Source organism: Streptomyces sp. NBC_00237 (genome assembly GCF_026342435.1).
Taxonomy (GTDB): Bacteria; Actinomycetota; Actinomycetes; order Streptomycetales; family Streptomycetaceae; genus Streptomyces.
In genome coordinates, this window is the sequence record NZ_JAPEMT010000002.1 from 655,785 (window position 1) to 677,314 (window position 21,530).

The window sequence follows — 21,530 nt, forward strand, 5'->3', positions numbered from 1 at the left end:
TGAAGTTCCATCAGAAACCCTGAACATGAGGACTTCTCTGGGAGAGGTGGCGGACCTGGTCCGACGGATACACCCACGCCATCCACGAAGAACAGACCCTGCGCGTCGAACTCGTCCACGAGCCGGACGCCCGCGAACCTGCCTGGACGATCGCCGCGTACGAAACCCCCGTCTCCGACCGCACCTGGCACCTCACCCTCACTCGGGACACCCCGGGACCACTCCTGCGCACCCTGCTCACCTCGCTCACCGACGCGGACGCGCTGGAGCCCACCGTCGGCGAGCACGCCACGGGCCTGGCCGTCATCGAAGCGGCACGCCCCCTCCTCGACGCGGGATGGACCTCCACCCCATCCCCCAACAGCATCGCCTGGACCACACCCCAGAACGACGCAGGCATCCACGTCGGCACCACCGGCGGCCCCAACCCGTCTGCCGGGATGACCAGATGGACCCTCTGGAGCGGCCACAGCACCGACCACCCCACCTGGGTAGTACGCGCGTCCACCGCCACTCCTGCCGCCCTCCTGGCCAACCTCGCCGAAGAACTCGCCACCGGAACCGGCACCCGCCTCACCGGGCCGCAACCTGCCACGAAACACCGCGCCCAGCCCACACCGACCCCCGCCCCACCACCCGCGCGGCCACACGCCGCTGACCTCACGCAGACAGCACGCCATCAGCGAGCCCCCGCCCGATGCCGAGGGACTCAAGGGACCGACTGCCCGACCCATCCCCCGAGTCCCCTGGTCGCCCTGACCTTGAGGATGCCATCGAGCAACTCCACCGCACGACAATGGTGTTGATCAGCAGACTGGGCGGTCTGGCGCGTCGGATGCGAGATGCCCTTGCAGCGATCGAGAGGGAAGACGTACAGGGCTGCAACGTCCTCCAGCTGAGGGGGAACCCGCCCGAGCTGTTACTGCTCTGCGGTACCACGCTGCCGCGCTCAACCACCCCTCCGCCTGTGTGAGAACGCCTGCCGCCGTGCCGCTCCTCCCCTCGGCCCAGCCAACACCGCCGCCTGCCCGTCCCTCCATTCGAGGTGAAGGCGGCAGCCCGGCTTCACCGTCGCGTGGGATCACGACCGTCATCGCCCCAGGCAAGCTGACGTACGGAGGTCCCCCACCACGAAGTAGCTGGTGGGGGACCTCCGTACGTCAGGGCATGGGCTCCTGCTGCGCCCGGCAGCGTTAGCTTGATCCTTAAGGTCCACGAGGATCATCGCGACCATAAGGAACAGTCACCTCGTGTCGCATCGTGTTCTCTTCTGCACCGCGTACTCAGGGGCCGGTGCAGGACCGGTCGTTCCGGCACAGGCCGAAGCGGCAGCGTTCAGGCGTTGCCCATGGTGCGGGGGCGCAGACGGTGGAGGAGGAGGCCGATCCCGTAGGCGAGTGGGTAGGTGATCGCGATCCAGATCAGGTACTGCCCCACGAGCCGGTAACCGAGTACCGGCAGCACGGCCCAGGGCAGCGAGGCCACGAGGATTCCCGTCACGCGGTGGTCGCGCCCGCCTTGGGCTGCGACCGCGATGAGGAGTGCTCCGGCCAGCAGCACCAGCGTCCACATGGCCGGCCCGACGTTCTGCGTTGGAGTAGCCGCCCTGATGCCGACCAGCGGAACGGCCAGCAGCAGCGTCATCGCGGCCACCCGGCTGCGGGCCCGGCCCGATTGCGGCGGGAGGTCCGGCGGGCAGCCCAGAATCAGGACGGCGATCAGGCCGGCGTGCAGCAGCCCCGGCACGGCAGTGCCTGCAGGGTGCAGCAGCGCGCCCGCCAGGGTCGTCACGGCAGTCGCCACTGCCAGCAGGCGGGTCCACTGCCACCGGCCGTGGACTGCGGCGGATGCCGCCAGTGCCATCAGTGCGGCGGCTGCCAGCGCCGTCTTTCCGTTGCCTATGCGCTGGTGCGGATCGAAGTACTGCATCCCGGTGGCGATCCACAGGGCCACCATCAGGGCGTGCCCCGCCGCAATCCCCACCACGTACGGGGCCGCCGCGCCCAGTGCCCGTCCGGCCGGGTCTGCGGAGGTGGCCCGGAGCCGGACTCGCAGTGCGTGTCCGGCGAGGTCCGCCGCCTCCCGCAGCCGGGCTGTGCGGCCGGCGCCGGCGACGGCGTCCGCGTAGGTGCCGGCCAGTTCCTCGCCGTGGAGGCGTCGGTAGGCGGCCGGGTAGAGCCGCAGCAGGCGGCTGGTCTCGCGGTTCACGCGGTGGCTTCCTTCTGGTTGAGGCGGGGCAGGCGGAGGGTCAGGCCCAGGCGGCGTTCCGCCTCGGCGGCGGTCGCCCGCAGTCGCTGCGCCTCGGTGGTGAGCGTCGTGCGGCCGCTCGCGGTGAGGGCGTACGAGCGGCGCATCCGGCCCTCGACGGTCTCCTCGCTGTGGATCTCGATCAGCTCCTCCTTGAGGAGGCGGTCGAGGGCGCCGTAAAGGGTGCCAGTGCGCAGCCGTACCCGGCCGCCGGACATGGCGAGGACTTCCTGGACAATCGCGTACCCGTGGCGCGGCTGGTCCGCGAGCGCGGTCAGCAGCAGCAGGGTCGGTTCCTGCATCGGACGGTCTGTCATGACAGCACCATAGGTCAGCCAACGTCATATGTCACTGGACGACTCATGCGGCGGGTGTGAACTCCTGCCCCCCCAACAGGGCAGCGAGCTCGACAAGGACGGTCCGCTCACCCGTCACTCAGTTCACGACAAGGGCTGCCAGCCCGGCTCGGGTTCAGCAACAGGAACAGGAACGGCTCATGTCGCGGGCTGTAGGGAAGCTTGCGCCCCGTGGTACGCCCCGCTCAGAGCCGGAGAGCAGCAGCGGGATGTAACGCTTCTGAGCGCTGCGGCCAAGTAGAGCTGTACGGCACCACCCGCCCGACCTGTCCCCGAGGAGCCATCCGTGCAAGCGGAGCATCCCCTAGCACCACCCACACGCGATCCCGCCGGGTTCGCCGCGTTCTACGAGCAGCAGTTCGACACCGTGCTCGGTTTCGTCACCCGCCGTGTCGACCGCCCGCACCTGGCCGCCGACCTCACCGCGGACATCTTCGTGGCCGCGCTGGAGAACGCGCACACCTACGACGCCCGCCGTGGCGCGCCCGTCGCCTGGCTGCACGGCATCGCCCGCAACGTCCTGTCCGCGCACTGGCGGGGCAGCACCCGCGAACAGCACGCGGTCGCCCGGATCACCGGCCGACGCGTGCTCGACGACCAGGACATCAGCGCCCTCGTGGAACGGATCGACGCCGCCCGCGCCGCCCGGCAGCTCGCCGCGGCCCACGACGCGCTGTCCGAGCCGCTGCGCGCGGTGCTGGACCTGGTCGTCCTGGACGGCCTGACCACCCGCGAGGCCGCACAGGCCCTGAACATCAGTGCGGCCACCGCCCGGGTCCGCCTCTTCCGCGCCCGAAAGGCCCTGAGAACCAGCGGGCAAATGCGCGCCGACCACCGTGAAACCGTTGTCCTGGAGGCCACCCAGTGAACACCCCCGTGCACTTCAAGCAGCAGCTCGCCGACGAGCTCCACGCCCGCGCAAGCGCCCTGCCCACCCCGAGGGGCCACCGCACCCGGGTGCAGCTCCCGCGCCCCCGGCTCACCTTCGCCCTCGGCGCCGTCACCGCTGCAGCCGCAGTGGCCGTCGCCGTGCCGGTGGCCCTCTCCGGCCCCTCCCCCTCCGACGCGCCGGCCCCGCACCGTGCTGCAACCAGCAGCAGCATTGACATCGTCACCGCCACCTACACAGTCAAGTCCGTCCCCAACGGCACCATCGCCGTGCGGCTGATGGACGCCAAGGGCATCCCCGGCCTCCAGGACGCCCTGCGCCAAGCAGGTGTCCCCGCAGCCGTGATGGCCTACTCGCCCTCGTGCACCACCACAGTCGACCGCGACAACACCGTCGACAGCCAGAAGGTGTTCCCCGAGTCCGCAGACGGACGCGACACACTCATCAGGCTCAGCGCCGTCCCCAAGGGCGAGCACCTGCTGGTCACCCCGACACCAACACCCAACGGAGGCATCGGCGGCCTCGCCCTGTCCGTGGTGCGCCACATCCCCGACTGCGTCCCCGCATCCGACAACGGAATCGGCGCCGGCTACGTCACCCCCGGAACCAACCCCTAAGCCTGAGCCTTCCCCCTCGGCCTGGTCGTGCGGTCACTCTTCTGGATGACCTCAGGGCATGAGGGCAGCCCTCCTCGTGATGCTGAACTCTGCTACGAGTTGCGGAAGTTCACGAGGAAGGCCATGGGATGGGTGCGCTGGTACAAGTCCGTGAGCAGAAGGCGTTCATAGAACTTTCCGGCTTCCGGACTGCCTTCTACGGGTGTCTGTCCGCGCGGGCCGATGCGTTCTTCGACCTCGTCGACGCGCTGCTGTGTGCGGACTGACCGGCGCGGACACCGGTCGAACTCTCTCTGACAGCCGAGCATCGGCGAGGCTACGGATCGCTGTACGGCGCGCTCAATCACGGCCGCCTGGACACCGATGCTCTGCGGGAGCTGCTGACATCCCTGCCACTGCCGCGCTTCGACGGGCGCCTTGTCCTCACCGTGGACGTCTCCCCGTGGCTGCGCTCGGACGCCGCGTGCGCGCCGGAGCGGCTCTTCTGTCACGTTCACGGCCGTTCCCGGCAGGCCGCGCAGATCATCCCGGGCTGGCCGTACTCCTTCGTGGCCGCGCTGACACCCGACCGCACCTCGTGGACCCAGGTCCTGGACGTGGTCCGGCTCGGGCCTGCCGACGACGCCGCGGCCGTCATTGCCGGCCAGCTCCGCAGCGTGGCCGAGCGCCTCATCACGGTCGGTCAGTGGCATCCGGGCGACCGGGACGTGCTGATCGTGATGGACGCCGGCTACGAGGTCATGCGGCTGGCCTGGCTGCTGCGCGACCTGCCCGTGGAACTGGTCGGCCGGCTGCGCTCGGACCGCAACCTACGGCTCCCGAAACCCCCACGCGTCCACGACCCCCAGGGCGGCCGGCCACCGCGGCACGGCAAGGGGTTCCGCCTCACAGACCCGCAGACCTGGCCCAAGCCGGCCGCTGTCACAGTCAACGACACACCCCGCTACGGCACAGCCGAAGCTCAAGCGTGGGACCGGCTCCACCCCCGCCTCCAGCAGCGTTCTGCCTGGATCGACCACGACGACGAACTCCCCGTCATCGAGGGCACCCTGATCCGCCTCAACGTTGATCACCTGCCGCGTGACCGCGACGCACCGCCGGTATGGCTGTGGTCCTCGGCCACCGGCGCCACCCCGGACGATGTCGACTTCATCTGGTCGAGCTACCTGCGCCGATTCGATCTTGAGCACACTTTTCGCCTGTTCAAGCAGCCCCTCGGCTGGGCCCGGCCGCGTATGCGCGATCCGCAGGCGGCGGACCGCTGGACCTGGATCGTCATCGTCGCGCACGCCCAGCTCCGCCTCGCCGCACCGCTCACCGTCGACGTGCGCAAGCCCTGGGAGAAGACCACCCGGCCCGGCACCGCCCTCACTCCCACCCGCGTCCGTCGCGGGTTCCGGCACCTGCGACCCCACCTGCCCTGCCCGGCCCAAGTGCCCAAACCCAGCCGACCCGGCCCCGGACGCCCACCCGGCTCCAAGAACCGGCACCCCACCACTCACCAAGACGTGGGCAAAACCGTCAAACGCCCCAGCACCCTCTACGAACGCGACCGGGCGAGACCTTAAGGATCAAGCTCAGGACTTCTGAAGAGCCCTGACAGCCGGGTCCGTCGGCGCAGGCGGGTTGCGAGCCGGCCCGCATGGCCGTGTGGTGCGGTGGGGGTCAGGCGGCGGCGAGGCTGATCTGGTCCTTGAAGATCACCCAGCGCTGGCCCTGGTCCTTGGTGTCGCACGGCTTGGTCGACACGTTCGGGGTGTTCCAGGCATTGGCGAAGCAGTAGGCCGGGGCGTAGGCGAGGGTGATCTGCTGGCCCGAGACGTTCCAGTACTGGCCCTGGTCCTTCGGGTTGCACGGCTTCACCGAGACGTCCGCGGCGTTCCAGGTGTTGGCGAGGCAGTAGGCCGGGGCGTTGGTCAGGGAGATCTGGTGGCCCGAGAGGGTCCAGTGCTGGCCCTGGTCCTTCGTGTCGCAGGGCTTGGTGGAGACGTTCGGGGTGTTCCAGGCATTGGCGAGGCAGTAGAGCCCGGGAGCTCGCAGGGCCGGGGCGGCGGTTGTCGTGGCCTGCGCGCCGGCGGCGGGAAGGAAGGAAGCGGTCAGGGCCAGCGACGTGAGGGCGAGCGTCTTGCGGAAGGCGATTGCCATGAGGGCGAAATCCGTTCTTGTTGCGAAGTGGGATTCACGCCCAAACAAGTAGAGGGATCCCCGACTCTGTTCTGAACGCAAGGCAATTGGAGCAGCAGCCAAGAACAGGCGAACAGTTTCTGCGCACCACGTTCACCCCAAAGAGACGAAACGTGCGATAACCCGACAGGCAGGCAGTGGGGCGAGGTCGAGACGCCAGGCAGGCGGCGGTGCGATGACGACGGACACGTACACCAGCGGTCCGGCGGACCGGGCGGCGGAAAGGGTGGCGGAGGCGCGTCGCCTTCGCGGAGCAAAGGGCGCGCAGAGAGAGGGCAGCAATCCCTGTGCTGCGCTCCGGGAGGCACGGGAATGCGAGGGCGCGGAAACGGCTTAGCTCGGCCCTTGGTGAGTGTCGTGTCTGTCGGGAGCGTGCGCTCTCCTGGGTCATGCGGGCCCGCGGAAGTGTCCGGGACTATGAGTGTTTGATCTCTCACAGCGAGGCCCACCTCGGGTGGACGGTGATCACCCTCATGGTGCGCCGTCTCACCCTGCCCCCGCGCCCGTCCCGGACACCGCCCCGCACCGCCCGGGAGATCGTTGCGACCGGCCTTCCACCGAAACCGGTGCGTATCCGTATGCGATCACAGGTAATTCGCCTTTCCTGAAGTGCCCTGACCTGAGCCGCTGAACTTCTGCTGTCCCGCAGTCAACGGCTGCGGGACAGCAGAAGTGGGCGCTCTGTGATCCGGCACGGGTGTACCGGGCCACAGGGCGCCATGGTGGGGGGTTATGGGCAGGTGGCGAGGACGACGGAGACGACGGTGCAGGTGACGGTGTCGGAGTCGTTGGCCGCGTTGTTGTCGGTGGGTGCGGAAGCGGTGCGGGTGCCGGTGACCGTCACGTGTCCCAGGGACAGCAGGTGCAGCGGGATACGGAATGACTTCGTGCTGTTGGCGCCGTTGGCGATGGCCCCGTAGGTGCAGGTCACCGTTCCGCTGCTGGTGGTGCAGCCGGACGACAGGTTAGTAGCGCTCGCGCCGGGCGGCAGGCTCGCGGTGACGGTGGCCGAAGTCGCTCCGGCGGGGCCGTTGTTGCTGGCCTTGAGGGAGTAGGTCAGGTACGGGACCAGGATGCCCAGGTGCGGCTGGCCGGTGACGTCGACCGCGAGGTCGGCGGCGGGGGGTGCGCTGATCGTGGTGGTGATGCTGTCGGTGCCCCACTGGTACCCCCCGAAGTCGGGGACGGTGGCGGTGGAGGTGACGTTGACGGTGCCTGCCGCGGTGGGCAGCACGGTCAGGGTGATCACACCGTCATCCACCGGGAGGTTGTCCGGGAAGATGGTGCACGCGACATGCGTGCCGGTCAGGGTGCAGCTGTCGGTGGGGTCGCTGGCGATCGACCAGCCGGTGAAGGTGGCCGCGGCACCGCTCAGGTCGGCGGTGATGTCGAACTGGCTGGCGAACGAGTCGCCGATGAAGGGCAGGTTGATGGTGTACGTGTAGGGGGTGTTGGCCGGGACGGGGTCGCCCGACTCGGACAGTTGCAGGTTGGCGTCGGCGTGCGCCGCGGGCGCGACAGCGAACAGTCCCGCGAAAGCGAGCACGAGGCCCCCGAACAGGGCCGTCAGACGCGTCCGCCAGGAGGTGCGGCGGGCTGGCGAGGTGGAAGACACGAAGAACTCCGTTCTGCCGGGCACTGCCGCACGGCGGGCCCCGGGGGGAGAACGTGACCCTGGCATGGTGCGGACCGGCGGTAGTCAGGGGGATGGGACGGGTCCAGCAGCGCACCGTCAGGACGAGGTCCATGCCGTGACACACTCCCGCGTTCCGGCACCGCAGCGGCCTGTCGGCCGCTTCTCCGGGACACGAAAGAGGTGTGCTCATGTCACCTTCCCGCCGCCCTCACACCCCGGCAACACCTCTCGCACATATGACTGAAACACATGCATTCTTGGACGAGACCAGCCCCTCCGGGACTGTTCCGATGCCATCCCTGCCGGAAGATGACCCGCATCCCGGCCCCTAGAACGGCAGCCTGCAACTTAGTTAGTGAGGGCGGCTTGCGGCCCCTGGCACTACTGATCACACCCGGACAATGGGGCGACGCGCCTCAGATGATTCCGGTGCTGGAGCGCATCCGCGTCCCGCGGCCGATGGGCGGGCACCCGCGGACCGCCCTGACCACCTGAGCGGCGATCGTGCCTACAGCTCTCGGCGCAACCGCCGCTACCTGCGGCGCCGACAGATCAAGCACACCATCCCTGAGCCGAGAAATCAGCAGGCCAATCGCTTACGCCGGGGAAGCCGAGGCGGCCGGCCCACCAGCTTCGAGAAGGCCCCCTACGTTCGCAGGAACGAAGTGGAGCGGCTGATCGGAAAGTTGAAGATGAGCCGGGCGGTTGCCACGAGGTTTCACAAGCGGGCCTATGTCTTCTACGGCACGGTGACCGTTGCGGCCATACGCCTGTGGCTTCGTGCATGACCCGTCAGACGGAACCTGGGCGGCGGCATGTGGCGTCGCGTCGACTGCCGAGGGATCGGGGCGTGACACTGCCCCAGCCGGTGTGACCGAGCTGGGGCAGTGTTACGCGGTGTTGCGAGGTGTTCTATGCGGTGCAGCTGGTGGGGTGTTCGGTGCCGGGGCAGGTGTCGTTGCCGTTGCCGCCGTCGGCGGTGTCGTCCCCGTCCCCTGCGTTGAGCGTGTCGTGGCCGTTGTTGCCGTTGAGGGTGTCGTCCCCGGGGCCTCCGTTGAGGGTGTCGTCGCCGTTGTTGCCGTTGAGGGTGTCGTTTCCGGCGCCCCCGTAGACGGTGTCGTTGCCGTTACCGGCGTTGACGGTGTCGTTGCCGCCCAGGGCGCAGATCACGTCGTTGCCGGTGGTGCCGTTGATCGTGTCGTTGCCGCTGGTGCCGGTGATGGTGCAGCCGTTGGCATTGTTGACGGTGGTCGGCTCGGTGGCGTCGTTGTTACCGGGTACGGGGTCGTCTTCGGTGGCGCTGCTGGTAGCGGTTGCGGTGACCGTGCCAGTCGCCGAGGGTTCGACGGTGATCGTCGCGGTTGCCGAGGCGCCGTTGGCCAGGGATCCGAAGGAGCAGTTCACCGTCGAGCCGCTGGGGGCGCAGGTGCCCTGGCTGGCGGAGATGTTCCCCACGGAGACGGCGGCCCCGGTGTAGGAGACGGAGGTCGCGACCGAGGTGGCGTCGCCGGGGCCGTTGTTGGTGACGGTCACGGTGTCGGTGAAGGTGTCGCCGAGCGCGACCGGGTCAGGGGCGTCGGCGACGGTGGTGGCCAGGTCGGCCCCTGCGGCAACATCATCGATCGTCGTGGTGGTGGTGTCGGATCCCTCAGGGCCGCCGACCTGGGAGCTCAGGACCGCGTGTGCGGTGACGGTGCCCTCGGCGGTCGGCAGGACGGTAGCGGTGAAGGTGAGATTGGTGAACGGGTCACCGTCGTTGAAGCACTGCGCCTGAGTGCCGAAGTTGAGGCAGAACATATTGGGGTCGTTGGAGGTGATGCTGGTGAACGTGGCCGCAGCCCCGCTGAGATTGATCTCGACGCCTGCGACGCCGGCCTCCGTCTCGGGGACGGTCACGATGTAGTCGTAGGGGGTGTTCACCGGGACCGGGTCGGCCGAATCGGTGATCTGGATGAACTCATCCGCGTACGCCGGACCGGCGACGGCGAACATGCCGTACAGGGCCAGCGCCAGGGCAGAGACCAAGACGGCCAGGCGGTTGCGCAGTCTGCGCGATAAGGACCGAGGGTGCGTGGTCGAAGACATCAGGATGTCCCCTTTCGGCGTCCGCATCCTGTCGGCGGGGACGGGAGCCCCCTGGACATCCGCAGTGATGCAGGCGACGACACGACGGGCCGGCGATGGCGGGGCCGCTCCGGGCGCCCCGGGGGAATCTGCTGCCCGCCGGGCGAGGACTGGGCCACGGCTAGCAGTCAACTCCCCGTGCAGCACGTCGGGTGGGCCCGTGCGGGTCGTTGACGCCAGCATGACACCGGCGCACTCAACATCGGAACAGATCGGACGAAAGTGTCAATTTAAGCCTGACACAGTCATGTGCCACCAGAAAACAGCGAAAGAATCCCGGTAGTTGGACACGCCATGACCTGCACCCGCCCCGGATCGAACGCTCCGCCCCAAGCACCGGCTGGCTATCGAGACCCTCTCGCGCGGCACCCGGCCTCAAGCTGGAGTGAGCCTGGCCGGGGAATCAAGCAAAACAACACCCAGGCGGAGCCAAACGCCGGGCGGGCGCGTTCAGCGAGCCCGGTCACCGTCACAAGCCGCTCACCATCGACTCATCAGACAGGCCCTAGCCCAGCAGCCTGCCACAGAGACACCCGCGACATCGGCCGCCCGAATGACCTGTCCGCCGTACGAGCGCGCGTCGTACTGCACGCGGCCACGGACCCTGACGGCACCACAAACAGCTCCACAGTCAGTGTCCGCCCCCGTCCCATCCCTGGCGGGGGGGGGGGAAGCGGAACATACCCGCACATCGCCGGTCCGCCAAACCGGCGGATCTCCCGATCCTGGATGTTCCACCGCCGCCCCCTTGCCCGCCTACCGAGAAGGTGCCGCCACACCCCATCCCCCGGCTCTTGATGAAGACCCACGCCGAATGTGCACTGCCGACCGGCGGGCTTCGACCCACCCCACACAAGATCACGAGAGTGCGTTCATGTTCCACGTTCCCGACGAGGCGGACTACCGCGACGTCACCATCGAGCACGGCCGCACCCGGCTCGCCGAGCTGGACCTGCTGTGGGGAAGCCGGCAGGCCGTCCCGGCACACTGGCTCGACGCGGGACCAGACGCCGACCTTCGCGCGTTCATCGAACCTGAGGCCGAGGGGCCCACTACACCGACGGGCTGCTCCAGCGTGCCTCGCACGCGCTCCTCGCCGCCGGAGATCAATTCGCCCTGTGGGTGTTCCTCCACAGCGACGACGGTCAGTCCGTCGTCATGGACCCGCACGGCCATACCGGCTACCGCGTGGGCAACCAGCCGCTCGGACCGCTCGCAGACCTGCAGGTGTACGCCACCGACCCATACGGCCGCTATCAGGGCCAGTTCAAGTCCCACGGCCTGTGCATCCATGAGAAGTACCTGGCCTCCGGCCATGAACTCCTCACCCTGGAGGAGTTCATGCCGCTCTACCAGCAGGACCCGGGGAGCGGCCCCTGGTCCGGCTCGGGCTGGTGCAGCAAGTGCGCCGGGTACGCCATCCGCCGCCTGACCGAGGAACAGTTCGCCCACTACTGGGCCAGCGTGCGGAAGGCCAAGGCCGGATAACCACAGGCGGCGCCAGCCCCTACCGTGGGCTAGGCAGCGGCGTAACTGAGCCGCAGCAGGTCCTGGGCGCGTTCCAGGTCCGCCTCCGACCGGAGCTGCAGTTCCAGGTCTCCCGTGCCGTGGTGGCCGATTCCCGTGACATCGCGTGTGTAGCCCGGGACCAGGTCGACCTGGCAGGGGTCGGCCTTCAGATAAACGAGGAGCTTGGCCTGCTGGGGCGGGCAGACGCAGGCGAAGTTCTGCACCCGCTGGTAGGCGGCGTACTGCTTGCGCTGGACCCGCGTCACCCCACCGCCGAAGCCGAGCAGTACCTCGTCGACGGCCTGGGCCAGCTCCCCCATCGCTGTGGGCGCCGTATGGCGCTCCGCCGCCCTATCGGCCCGCAGGCGGGCCTGGGGGGCCGTACTGCCGGTCACTGAGGCGACTTCTTCCAGCGCGATGTGGTCGGCTCCGAAGTAGCGGTAGCGGACCAGGTCGATACTGCGCCGGTGCTCGCGCACCGCGTACACGTCGTACCGGGTGAAGTCACCGGCGATGCAGATCACCCGCGGTGCGCTCCAGAGCACCTGAGCCGCCGCTGTGGCCCCGAGCCGGTCGCGGACCAGACGCTCGAACTCGGCACGATGGTCCATCAGCCACGCGAGGTAGAACAGGCCCTGGTGGATGACGCCCGCGTCTGTGCCGCGTTTGAACTCCACGACGACCGGTGCCCCGTTCTCGTCGAGACCGAGCGAATCGATGCGTCCGCCATGCACCGGGCCAGTGCTGTACTCGCTCGCCAGGAACCTGACACCCAGCATCGTCTGCATGTGCGCCTCGACCAGGCCCTGCACGTCTGCCTCGACTGCAGCAAGACGCGGCATGACCTCCGCCATACCGTCATTCAAAGTGTCCGTACGGAACAGCCTCAGCTCCGACACACCTTCCCTTCCTCGGCAACCGACTCCACAACACCGAGGAGGCCCGCGCTATTTCCGCTCGGCCCTCCTGCTGGGGAAGAGCCAACTGGTTGAACTCCGAGGCGGGGAAGGTTCCTGACAACACATTGCAACGCCGCTCGGCAGGCGCGGACGCGGCAACGAGAGGACATGACAAAGCGAGGCTCGGCCTTCCCTGCGGGGAAGGCCGAGCCTCGCTTTGTCATGTGGTGCCGACGGCTAGCGTCGGCGTAGACACCTCGTCCCCCACGCTGCATCCCGGCTAAAAGCCAGCCAGATGGTCACGTGACCAACGCATGACCAACAGCGGACAGGAACAGGCAGAAACACCCAGGTAGAGGCCGGTTCACACAGGAACCAAAGATGTCCACCTCGACGGTAAAACGCCTGTTCAGGGGCCCTACATGGGTTAGGTCCTGTCCGATGGGTCAGGGGCGTGGGTGTTGAGTCACGAACGCTTTGCGCCGATGTCGGCTGAGACGGAACTGTGGCTGGTGCTATCGCGCTGGTCCACGGGGTGGTGAAGTCGAAATCTTCCATGATGGGCCACCAGGTGATCAGCAATGGTCTTGTATGTGCGGCTCTATCCGGCCATTCCTATTTAGCGACCTTTTGGTGGCCTATCTGTGCCTTTTGTCTCTGGTGCCTTCGGGTGTGCTGCGGGAAGGTACTTCCGGCATATGCAGTACCCCGGGCGGCCCCACAAGGGCGCGCACGGTCTGCCGGTGTCCCGGGTTCCCCAGGGCTTCGGCCAGGCCCTTTCTGGTCAGTTCCACCGTCGGTCCGCGCCGCCTCGATGTCCCGGATTCAGGACTCGTGCGCGACGGGTGCCGGCAGATCGGAGTTTCTCCGTGTCCACCACGTCCCCAGCCCGCCACCGCTCCTGGCGGACCCGGCTGACCGCCCTGTTCGGCGGAGTCGTCCTCGCCACGTCGGGCCTGTTCGCGCTGGCCGCACCGGCCCACGCCGACGCCAACCTGCAACTGTCCGAGTCGGCCGACCCCGTCGCGGTCAACACCAGCTACACGTACACGATCAACCTGCCCTTCATCGGCGACTCGTTCGCCAGCCGGTTCGACATCGTTGCCGACCTGAGCGGGGCGGCGGCGACCTTCACCGACTGGTCGATCGCCAGCGACGTCACCGACAGCTGCACCCTGACCGGGACGCATGTCGCGTGCACCATCTTCCCCGACAACCTCCCCGTGGATGACGGTGTGATCACCCTGACCGTGCTGCCCACCGCGGCGGGCACCGTCAACATCACCTCCACCGCCACCGTCCCCGACTTCGGGGGGTACGAATGGGGTACCGACAGCATCAGCACCACGATCGAGGGCCCCTCGGGGGCCGACCTGGCGACGACCATCGCCGACACCCCCGACCCGGTCGCGCTGGGCGACTCCTTCACCGACACGGTGACCGTCACCAACAACGGCCCCGGCGGCGCCACTTCGGTCGCGACCTCCGTGGCCTACACCGGGGCCGCGTCCTCGATCGGCACGGTCACCCCGAGCCAGGGCTCCTGCTCCGTCAGCGGCTCCACGGTGAACTGCACACTCGGCTCCCTGGCCAACGCGGCCTCGGCCACCGTCACGATCGGCGTGGCACCCTCAGCGACCGGCACGGTCACCGCGACCGCGACCACCACCGCCACGGAGGACGACCCGGTCCCCGGCAACACCAACGCCACCGAGTCCACCACCGTGAACAACGCCCACGGCTGCACCATCACCGGCACCAACGGAAACGACATCCTCAACGGCACCACCGGCAACGACGTCATCTGCGCGCTCGGCGGCAACGACACCGTCAACGCCGACAACGCCACCGACACCGTCTACGGCGGCACCGGAAACGACACCCTCAACGGCGGCAATGGCCCCGACACCCTCAACGGCGGACCGGGCGACGATACCTTGAACGGCAACAACGGCGACGACACCCTCAACGGAGACGCGGGCACCGACACCGCCGACGGCGGCAGCGGCACCAACAGCTGCCCCGGGGCGGAGAACCCCACCAGCTGCACCGCGTAGGACAACACCGAGCCACCCCGCTCCACAGCTGCTGCCCCGGGCCCCTTATGGTCCGGGGCAGCAGCCCGCTGCCGCAACAACCGCCGCCACTCTGGAGGCCCGCACTCCAAGGACTCGGCCCCACCGGGAATGCAACCGCAGCCAGGTCCTCATCGGCGGAGCCACAGCCGGATGGCGGCCACGGTGACCGTCCCGTGGAAGACGTACGCCCGCTTGTCGAAGCGCGTCGGTGCGCCACGAGGCGCCATGGAATCGAGTGAGGTGAGAGACCTTCACCGCCGGGTTGTCGTAGCAATCCGGTTGAAGCTGGGGGCAGTTCGGTTCGGGGGATGTCGAGCTGAGCGGTAAGCAGCCCCGACAACGCCGGGACGGGTTGGTACTGCCAGACGGCCCGGGTCCGGCTAGCGAGACAGGAAGGTGCACGCGAGAAATCAGTGCCTGACGCCCCGTAATTTCGACACCGGCTCGAACCTGGCGGATCTGGGCCGGACGCAGTGCACGACCACCAGCGCTCGTCGGTGGTCGACTCCGAAGCCGACTCTATGCATCGGTGGGGAGGCCACGCCGAAAGTCTGCGGCGTAAGCGCGGCGATGCTGCCGAGGTAGAGCTGGGCACCTCACCTGTCGATCGATTCCGTGGTGAACGTGGGAACTGCCCACGGTCGCCCTTATATCGGACATCCAGTCCGATCAGGGGCAGGCCCATCGCCGGCTGATGGCCGTCGGGCAGGACGGAGGCTCCGTAGTACTCCGAGGCCGGGAAAGCCGGTCACATGGGGAAGGGGGCCAGCAAGTCAGCAGTAAGGAGACTGGAATGCCAGGAGGCTGTCGCCGGTGAATACCGACGAGCTGGAATGGGCCTTGATGAAGGCCGAACGCCGGGTACTGGAGATCCAGACCAAGCTGCACCGTTGGGCTGTCGATGATTCTCATCGCAGGTTCGACGACCTGTTCAACCTCGTGGCCGATCCCGCCTTCCTGTTGGTGGCGTGGGACCGTGTCCGGGGAAACAAGGGTGCCCGCACGGCCGGAGTGGATGGGAAGACCGCCCGCTCCATCGAGGCCGGGCAGGGAGTCGAGACGTTTCTCGACAAGCTGCGGACCCAGATCAGAGACCGCAGCTTCCATCCGGTGCCTGTCCGTGAGCGGATGATTCCCAAGGCGAATGGCAAGCTTCGTCGTCTCGGGATTCCGACCGTGGCGGACCGAGTGGTCCAGGCGTCCTTGAAACTGGTGCTGGAGCCGGTATTCGAAGCGGAATTCCTCCCGTGTTCCTATGGGTTCCGCCCGAACCGCCGAGCCCACGATGCGATCGCCGAGAGTCGCTACCTCGCCAGCCACGGATACGAGTGGGTGGTGGAGGGCGACATCACGGCGTGCTTCGACGAGATCGCGCACCCAGCCCTCATGGAACGGGTGCGGAATCGAATCGGGGACAAGCGGGTGCTGTCCTTGGTGAAGGCGTTCTTGAAGTCCGGGATCTTGTCCCGTGACGGAGCCTTCACAGACACACGCACCGGGACCCCGCAGGGTGGGATCCTGTCGCCGCTGCTGGCCAACATCGCACTCTCGGTCCTGGACGAGCACATCGCCCAGGGCCCCGGAGGACCAGATGGCACCTCCGAGGACCGGCGCAGGAGACGGCGCCGAGGATTGCCCAACTACCGGCTGGTCCGGTACGCGGACGACTTCCTCGTGCTCGTCTTCGGGCGCCGGGAACATGCCGAGGAACTACGCGGCGAGGTCGCAGAGGCTTTGAAGCCGATGGGCCTTCGCCTGTCGGTGGAGAAGACAAAGATCACGCACATTGACGAGGGCCTTGATTTTCTCGGATGGCGCATCCAGCGCCACTGGAAACGGGGTGCTGACCGGCAGTACATCTACACCTACCCGGCACGGAAGTCAGTACGTTCCGTAACGGGCAAGGTGAAGGAACTGACCGGACGACAGAACGTCGGCCTGTCGCTGAAGTCCCTGCTCCACCGACTGAACTCGGTGTTGCGAGGATGGTGCGCGTACTTCCGTCCCGGAGTGTCGAACGTCGCTTTCTGTTACCTCAGCCACTACACGTGGATGAGGGTGACTCGATGGATCCGGTGCAAACATCCCGGGATTACCTGGAAGCAGCTCCGCCGACGTTATTACGGCGGCGGCTGGTGGCCCGTCACAGAGGAAGCGGAACTGTTCAACCCGGCCAAGGTAAGCACGACCAGATACCGATACAGGGGAAAACTCATTCCGGCTCCGTGGCCCACTACGGCATGAGGAACTGAACACCCCGGAACGGGATTTGTGGAGAGCCCGGTGCCCGGAGACGGGCACGCCGGGTTCGGGAGGCGGCTCTGGGAAACCCACTGGTGGAAACACCAGCAGGGCGCCCCGAGTCGACCTCACCCACAGCCCGGCTTGCCTTCAACTTGTTGATGAGGCGCTCGACTTCGTTCCTGCGCGCGTACCGCTCCGGATCGAAGGTGACAGGCCGGCCGCCCGCACTCCCACGGTTCCGACGGTCGGCCCGCTGGTTCACCGGCTCCGCAGGGGCGGCGCAGGACCGCCTTGCGCGCAGGGTGGACCCTCTGGTGCACGCTGCGAGCCCTGCCAGCGCCAGCCCGGCGACCGTGGGCATCGCGACGCACCTGATGCCGCCGCCCTTCGAGCGACAGGCTTCACCTGCCGCCGGTGGGCTGCGCCCTCCGTTCCGTGAGGGTCATGAAGGTTATGAGCTTGGTGTAGTTCGCGAGCTCTGTGACGTCCATGCAGTCCACGAGACTGCGTCGCCCGGGGAATGCTATCCGCTGCCATGGGCCCGTCACAGAACACGAAGTGCACCGTCATGCGGCTGTCGGAGGGAGCGCATTCCTGTCAGTTGGTGCTGACCGGGACGGCGTTGTTGTTCGGCCCGCACCGCACGGTCCAGGGAGTGGGCGAGCGCACCAGGTTCTCGTGGATGCGGATGTCGATCCGCGTGGGGCTCTTCGCACCGGGGACCTGGGCATGGGCTGCCGTACAGGCGATCTGGCTGACGGCGTTGATGTCGAAGTCGCCCGTGCTGACGGAGACGGGCACGAAGACCTCCACCGCCCCGGCCCGCGCGGTGGCGGTCAGCTGGCCCCCCATGGGGGGAATCCGGGTGATGAGGCCGCGCTGGCGTTCGGCGGGCGCGGGGCCTTCGAGCAGGAGGTCCAGGGCGTGCTGCGGGCTGAGGGGCCGGCCGGTGGGGCGCGTCACGGCCCGGATGCCGTTCGACCCGGAGAAGTACAGGCGCACGGAGCGTGCTTCGGTGCCCGGCTGCGGGATCCCCGAGGCAGGGGCCCCGGCGGCGGCCGGTGCGGTGGGGCGGATGCCGCATCCCGTGAGCGCGACGGCGATGATACGGCGGGCACAGGGCCAACGCGTTCAAGGGCCGCCGACGTCAACTGGCGAAGATCGGAGTGGAGCTGTTCTGCCTGCCGCCATACAGCCCGGAGTTGAACGACATCGAGCTGGTCTGGCGGCAGGCAAATGACGAGGACTACCCACGACGCAGCCAGACCAGCACCGACTCCCTCGGTGAAGCCGTCGATCAGGCAATGACCCAGCGACGAGAACGAATCCGAGGACCAGCAAATACCTTCACCAGCTCTGCTTTATCTGGCAATTTTCTACGTTTTAACGGCAAGCCTTACAGCTGTCCGAGCATCCAGCTTCCCGGCGCGGCGGGGTCCTCGCTGACCAGGTACTCCCGCCAGGTGGCGTAGTACTCGTCGCGGCTGATGCGGCCGTCCCCGTCGGTGTCCATGTGCTCCATCGCGGTCTTGGCGTCTGCCTCGGACATGCCCCAGACATCCCAGACCCGCTTGATCTCGGTGCCGTCGAGTACGCCGTCCCCGTCGGTGTCGGCGGTGTCGAACTCGGCGTCGATCGCGGGGCGGAACGTGCGGTCCAGGAGGTCGGGGTCGGCGACGTGACGGTTCAGCCCGTCGTGGAACTCTGTCCTGCTGACCCGTCCGTCGCCGTCGGTGTCCATGGCCGAGCAGATGTTCTGGTGGACCCGTCCATAGGTGTGGCGGAGCGCGGTCTCCTGCGCAGAGCCTTGGGGGTGGTTGAAACCGCGCGAGAGCTCCTCGGCCGTCCTCGCCCAGTCCTGCGCCTCAATGAAACCGTTGCCGTCGGTGTCGAGAAGGTCGAAGAAGCGGTCGAACTTACGGGTTCTGAGTTCGCTCGTCATGAGCCATCCTGCACTTTCGATAGACAGCGGGGTGCTCCGAATTCTCGTACCGCGCAACCCACTTGATGCCGATTCGGGAGCCAACTCACCCCAAATGACGAGTCATCTCATTAGCGGAAGTATCGTTAAATTCATTGACGCAGGTCAGAAGGCGACCTGCCGCACGAGTGCTACCCGCGGCGGCGGGCGAGCAGAAGCGCGTACCGGCCGCTCGCCTCCGGCAGGAGGCGCACGGTCTCGAAGCCGTGCACCGCCAGTTCGCTGTCGAGCTGCTCTGCGGTGAACCGCGATGCCACGACCGCTCGCAGGACATCGCCACGTGCGAAGTCCACTCGGTGGGAAGCCGGGCCGGCGGGGATGAGAACCTGCTGTTCGCTGGCGGCGCGCAGACCGATCTCCACGCGGCCTTCCCGGGCCGCCCAGGTGACGTGGTGGGCGTACGCGCCCAGGTCGAAGTCCGTGCCGAAATCGCGGTTGAGGATGTGCAGGCAGTGGCGGTAGAACGTCGCCATGAGACCGGCCGCGTCGTGGTATGCGGCCATCATGGCGTCGGGGTCGTGCAGCAGCGGCACCCCCAGGAGCAATGTGTCTCCCGGTCGTAGTGCGCCTTCGAGGCGGCCGAGCAGGTTGCGACGCTCTGCGGGGAGGAGGTTGCCCAGGGTGCCGCCCAGGAACGCGGCGAGGAGCGGGTGCGGTCCCGTGGGGCGGAGTGCCGCCGGCCAGGGGCGGGTGAAGTCCGCCTTCTCGGGGCGGACGGCGGTGCGCGGCGAGGCGTGGGCGAGTCGGTCCGCGAGCCTGCTCAGGGCGCTGCCGCTGACGTCCACCGGCACGTAGCTGACCGGATCGGCCATGCATCGCAGGAGCGGCAGCGCCTTTTCCCCGGTACCGGGGCCGAGTTCGAGAAGTGTGCGGGCACCGCTCGCCACCACGACCTCGCACGCGTGGTCCCGCAGCAGCTGCGTCTCCAGCCGGTTCAGGTAGTACTCCGGCTGCTCGCGAATCCGGTCGTAGAGCGCGGTGTTGTGGTCGTCCCACAGCAGCCAGTAGGGCAGCCGGTGCGGCATGTCCAGCAGACCCTCCACCAGTTCGGCGCACGCCTGCGCCTGCTCGTCCTGTTTCAGGCGGGAGCTGGAAGCCGGCAACGCAGTCTCCACGTTGGGTAGTTGTTGAATTACTCGCCGTGACTATAGTGGCCGGTCGTGGAGACTGAGGAATACGGACAGCGCCTGTACGGCTTCGACCAGCCGCTCGAACGGGAGCGGATCGCCCTGATCGGTGAGGTCTTCGACGCCTTCACCCATCGCCGGATCGCCGATCTCGGCCCCTTGTCCGGCCGCCGCTGCCTGGACGTCGGCGCGGGCCCGGGCACCGTCGCCGCCTGGCTGGCGGAGCAGGCCGGCCCGCGCGGCGAAGTCATCGCGCTGGACCGGGACACCAGCCTGCTGCGCGAGGCCGACCACCCCGGGCTGCGGATCTGGGAGGCCGACGTGGACACGGCCGCGGACGCCGAGCTCCCGCCGCCCGGCTTCGACCTCATTCACGCCCGGCTGACGCTCTGCCACCTGCCCCGCCGGGAAGAGGTACTGCGCCGCCTCGTCTCATGGCTCGCCCCCGGCGGACACCTCCTGGTGAGCGACGTCATCAACACCATGGCCTCGGGCTCCGCACACCCCGCCGTGCGCACGATGACCAGCGCGTTCGACCACGCGCTCGTCACCACACTCGACAGCGACCTGAACTACGCCCGCGCATACCCGACCCCGCTCACAGAGGCCGGCCTGGTCGACGTCGACCTGGCGGCCGACATCCCCCTGGTACGAGCGGGCAGTCGCACGGCGCGCTTCTGGGAACTCACCTTCGACGCCATGCGGACCGAAATCCTCGCGACGGGCCTCATCGACGCCGCCGGCTTCTCCGAAGCCATGAACCACCTCGGCACCCCAGGGACGCACGAACTCGGCTACACCCTCGTCTCCGCCTGGGGTCGCTCAGCCTCCCCGGCAAAGTGACGGGGCTGCACACAGGCCCGCCCGGCACAGCCAGCACGTACAGCCAGCGGCACACCATCCGGCTGCCAACCGCACAAGAGACAGCGGCAAGCCAGCCAGCACGCTGAAGCGTTCGTCGGTCAGCTCGACTCGGAGGATGTCCGGCACGGCGCCCCTCCTCAAGGCCGCCCACCCAACGCAGACAACTTCACCAGCTCCGCTTAGCGGTAGTCCGTTAAACCCGCGGGCACCCCGTTCGGACGCCAGATTCAGTCACCCTGCGTCATGCAATTCCAGGAACAGGCCGGTGGCCACCAACAGCACAGTCGGGTCTGTCGCCGCCAGCTCTCACCACCACCCGGGAAGCCGGGCGGGAACATAGCGCGGGATCCCCGGTTGGCCAAACCGGCGATCCCGTAGACCGTTGGTACTCCCCCGCCACCCGCTGCCCGGTACGAAAGAGCCGACACCGAAGCAGCCGGCACCGCCCCGTTGGCCGGCACCGATCACCTCGGACCGGTGCCGCCTGAAAGGAACTGACGCACCCGAGATGCCTCCCCAGAGCGTGACGCACGCCCTCGAGTACAGTCCCGCCCACATCCGTGCCCACTGGTCCGGGACCGGAAGTGTGGCGGACTCCTGCAGGGCCTTCGGCTTCTCCCGGGCCAAAGGTTACGACTTGATCCGTCGCGGAGAGTTTCCCTGCCGAGTGCTGCGTATCGGCCGCGGGACGCGTGTGGTGACCGCCTCATTGCTGCGCGTCCTCGAAAGCGGCGAACCCGAGTACAACGACCTCCCCGGACCGCGCACGGAATAG

General features: G+C 68.0%; 17 protein-coding genes and 3 pseudogenes. 10 read left to right on the forward strand and 10 right to left on the reverse strand.

Annotated features, from left to right (window positions below; all coding sequences use genetic code 11):
• Positions 1–98 precede the first annotated feature (98 nt).
• Positions 99–806, forward strand: a complete 708-nt coding sequence (locus OG897_RS41030) for a DUF317 domain-containing protein (RefSeq protein ID WP_353963759.1) — start codon at positions 99–101, stop codon at positions 804–806.
• A gap of 529 nt (positions 807–1,335) precedes the next feature.
• Here OG897_RS41030 and OG897_RS17195 read toward each other — a convergent pair.
• Entirely contained in the window at positions 1,336–2,208 is an 873-nt protein-coding gene (locus OG897_RS17195) for a hypothetical protein (protein WP_266657751.1), read from the reverse strand.
• Positions 2,205–2,564, reverse strand: coding sequence for a PadR family transcriptional regulator (locus tag OG897_RS17200; RefSeq protein WP_266657754.1), 360 nt, complete (start codon positions 2,562–2,564; stop codon positions 2,205–2,207). Before OG897_RS17200 ends, OG897_RS17195 begins: the two co-directional genes overlap by 4 nt.
• Positions 2,565–2,889: 325 nt before the next feature.
• Between OG897_RS17200 and OG897_RS17205 the strand changes: the two genes are divergently transcribed.
• From OG897_RS17205 to OG897_RS17215, 3 genes and pseudogenes are all read left to right on the forward strand, one after another.
• Positions 2,890–3,471, forward strand: a complete 582-nt coding sequence (locus OG897_RS17205) for an RNA polymerase sigma factor (RefSeq protein WP_266657756.1) — start codon at positions 2,890–2,892, stop codon at positions 3,469–3,471.
• Positions 3,468–4,109, forward strand: coding sequence for a hypothetical protein (locus OG897_RS17210; RefSeq protein WP_266657758.1), 642 nt, complete (start codon positions 3,468–3,470; stop codon positions 4,107–4,109). The genes OG897_RS17205 and OG897_RS17210 overlap by 4 nt, the downstream gene beginning before the upstream one ends.
• Before the next feature lie 128 nt (positions 4,110–4,237).
• A pseudogene (locus OG897_RS17215) lies at positions 4,238–5,677 on the forward strand (NF041680 family putative transposase).
• A gap of 97 nt (positions 5,678–5,774) precedes the next feature.
• On the opposite strand, the gene OG897_RS17220 reads toward OG897_RS17215, so the two are convergent.
• On the reverse strand, positions 5,775–6,254 hold the full coding sequence (locus tag OG897_RS17220) for a ricin-type beta-trefoil lectin domain protein (protein WP_266657760.1): 480 nt from the start codon (positions 6,252–6,254) through the stop codon (positions 5,775–5,777).
• A 769-nt stretch (positions 6,255–7,023) separates the two neighbouring features.
• On the reverse strand, positions 7,024–7,908 hold the full coding sequence (locus tag OG897_RS17225; RefSeq protein ID WP_266657762.1) for a hypothetical protein: 885 nt from the start codon (positions 7,906–7,908) through the stop codon (positions 7,024–7,026).
• Between the two features lie 366 nt (positions 7,909–8,274).
• Here OG897_RS17225 and OG897_RS17230 point away from each other — a divergent pair.
• Positions 8,275–8,717 (forward strand): annotated as a pseudogene (locus OG897_RS17230) (transposase); the annotation flags it as partial.
• A gap of 124 nt (positions 8,718–8,841) precedes the next feature.
• On the opposite strand, the gene OG897_RS17235 reads toward OG897_RS17230, so the two are convergent.
• Positions 8,842–9,954 carry a calcium-binding protein gene (locus OG897_RS17235; protein ID WP_266657764.1) on the reverse strand — a complete coding sequence of 371 codons (1,113 nt, stop codon included), beginning with the start codon at positions 9,952–9,954 and terminating at the stop codon, positions 8,842–8,844.
• A 1,221-nt stretch (positions 9,955–11,175) separates the two neighbouring features.
• Between OG897_RS17235 and OG897_RS17240 the strand changes: the two genes are divergently transcribed.
• The gene (locus OG897_RS17240) at positions 11,176–11,541 is read left to right on the forward strand and encodes a hypothetical protein (protein ID WP_266657766.1); all 366 of its coding nucleotides are present in this window, start codon (positions 11,176–11,178) and stop codon (positions 11,539–11,541) included.
• 29 nt (positions 11,542–11,570) lie between these two features.
• Here the strand turns inward: OG897_RS17240 and OG897_RS17245 are convergent, their stop codons facing one another.
• On the reverse strand, positions 11,571–12,461 hold the full coding sequence (locus OG897_RS17245) for a DUF5655 domain-containing protein (RefSeq protein ID WP_266657768.1): 891 nt from the start codon (positions 12,459–12,461) through the stop codon (positions 11,571–11,573).
• Between the two features lie 869 nt (positions 12,462–13,330).
• Between OG897_RS17245 and OG897_RS17250 the strand changes: the two genes are divergently transcribed.
• Positions 13,331–14,518 (forward strand): hypothetical protein, encoded by a 1,188-nt coding sequence (locus OG897_RS17250; protein WP_266657771.1) that lies wholly within the window; start codon positions 13,331–13,333, stop codon positions 14,516–14,518.
• Between the two features lie 834 nt (positions 14,519–15,352).
• Entirely contained in the window at positions 15,353–16,783 is a 1,431-nt protein-coding gene (gene ltrA, locus OG897_RS17255; RefSeq protein WP_266657777.1) for a group II intron reverse transcriptase/maturase, read from the forward strand.
• A gap of 130 nt (positions 16,784–16,913) precedes the next feature.
• Here the strand turns inward: ltrA and OG897_RS17260 are convergent.
• Positions 16,914–17,051, reverse strand: a pseudogene (locus OG897_RS17260) (IS5/IS1182 family transposase); the annotation flags it as partial.
• Positions 17,052–17,380: 329 nt separating this feature from the next.
• Positions 17,381–17,785 carry a hypothetical protein gene (locus OG897_RS17265; protein WP_266657779.1) on the reverse strand — a complete coding sequence of 135 codons (405 nt, stop codon included), beginning with the start codon at positions 17,783–17,785 and terminating at the stop codon, positions 17,381–17,383.
• Between the two features lie 164 nt (positions 17,786–17,949).
• Here OG897_RS17265 and OG897_RS41035 point away from each other — a divergent pair, with 164 nt between their 5' ends.
• Entirely contained in the window at positions 17,950–18,255 is a 306-nt protein-coding gene (locus OG897_RS41035; protein WP_353963757.1) for a transposase, read from the forward strand.
• Here the strand turns inward: OG897_RS41035 and OG897_RS17270 are convergent.
• Together OG897_RS17270 and OG897_RS17275 are read right to left on the reverse strand one after the other, a co-directional pair.
• On the reverse strand, positions 18,180–18,725 hold the full coding sequence (locus tag OG897_RS17270) for an EF-hand domain-containing protein (RefSeq protein ID WP_266657781.1): 546 nt from the start codon (positions 18,723–18,725) through the stop codon (positions 18,180–18,182). The two genes, OG897_RS41035 and OG897_RS17270, sit on opposite strands and share 76 nt — an antisense overlap.
• Positions 18,726–18,895: 170 nt before the next feature.
• Complete coding sequence (locus OG897_RS17275) at positions 18,896–19,867, reverse strand: L-histidine N(alpha)-methyltransferase (RefSeq protein WP_266657783.1); 972 nt, start codon at positions 19,865–19,867, stop codon at positions 18,896–18,898.
• Positions 19,868–19,924: 57 nt separating this feature from the next.
• On the opposite strand from OG897_RS17275, the gene OG897_RS17280 reads away from it, so the two are divergent.
• Positions 19,925–20,734, forward strand: a complete 810-nt coding sequence (locus OG897_RS17280; RefSeq protein ID WP_266657785.1) for a trans-aconitate 2-methyltransferase — start codon at positions 19,925–19,927, stop codon at positions 20,732–20,734.
• The last annotated feature ends 796 nt before the right edge of the window (positions 20,735–21,530 follow it).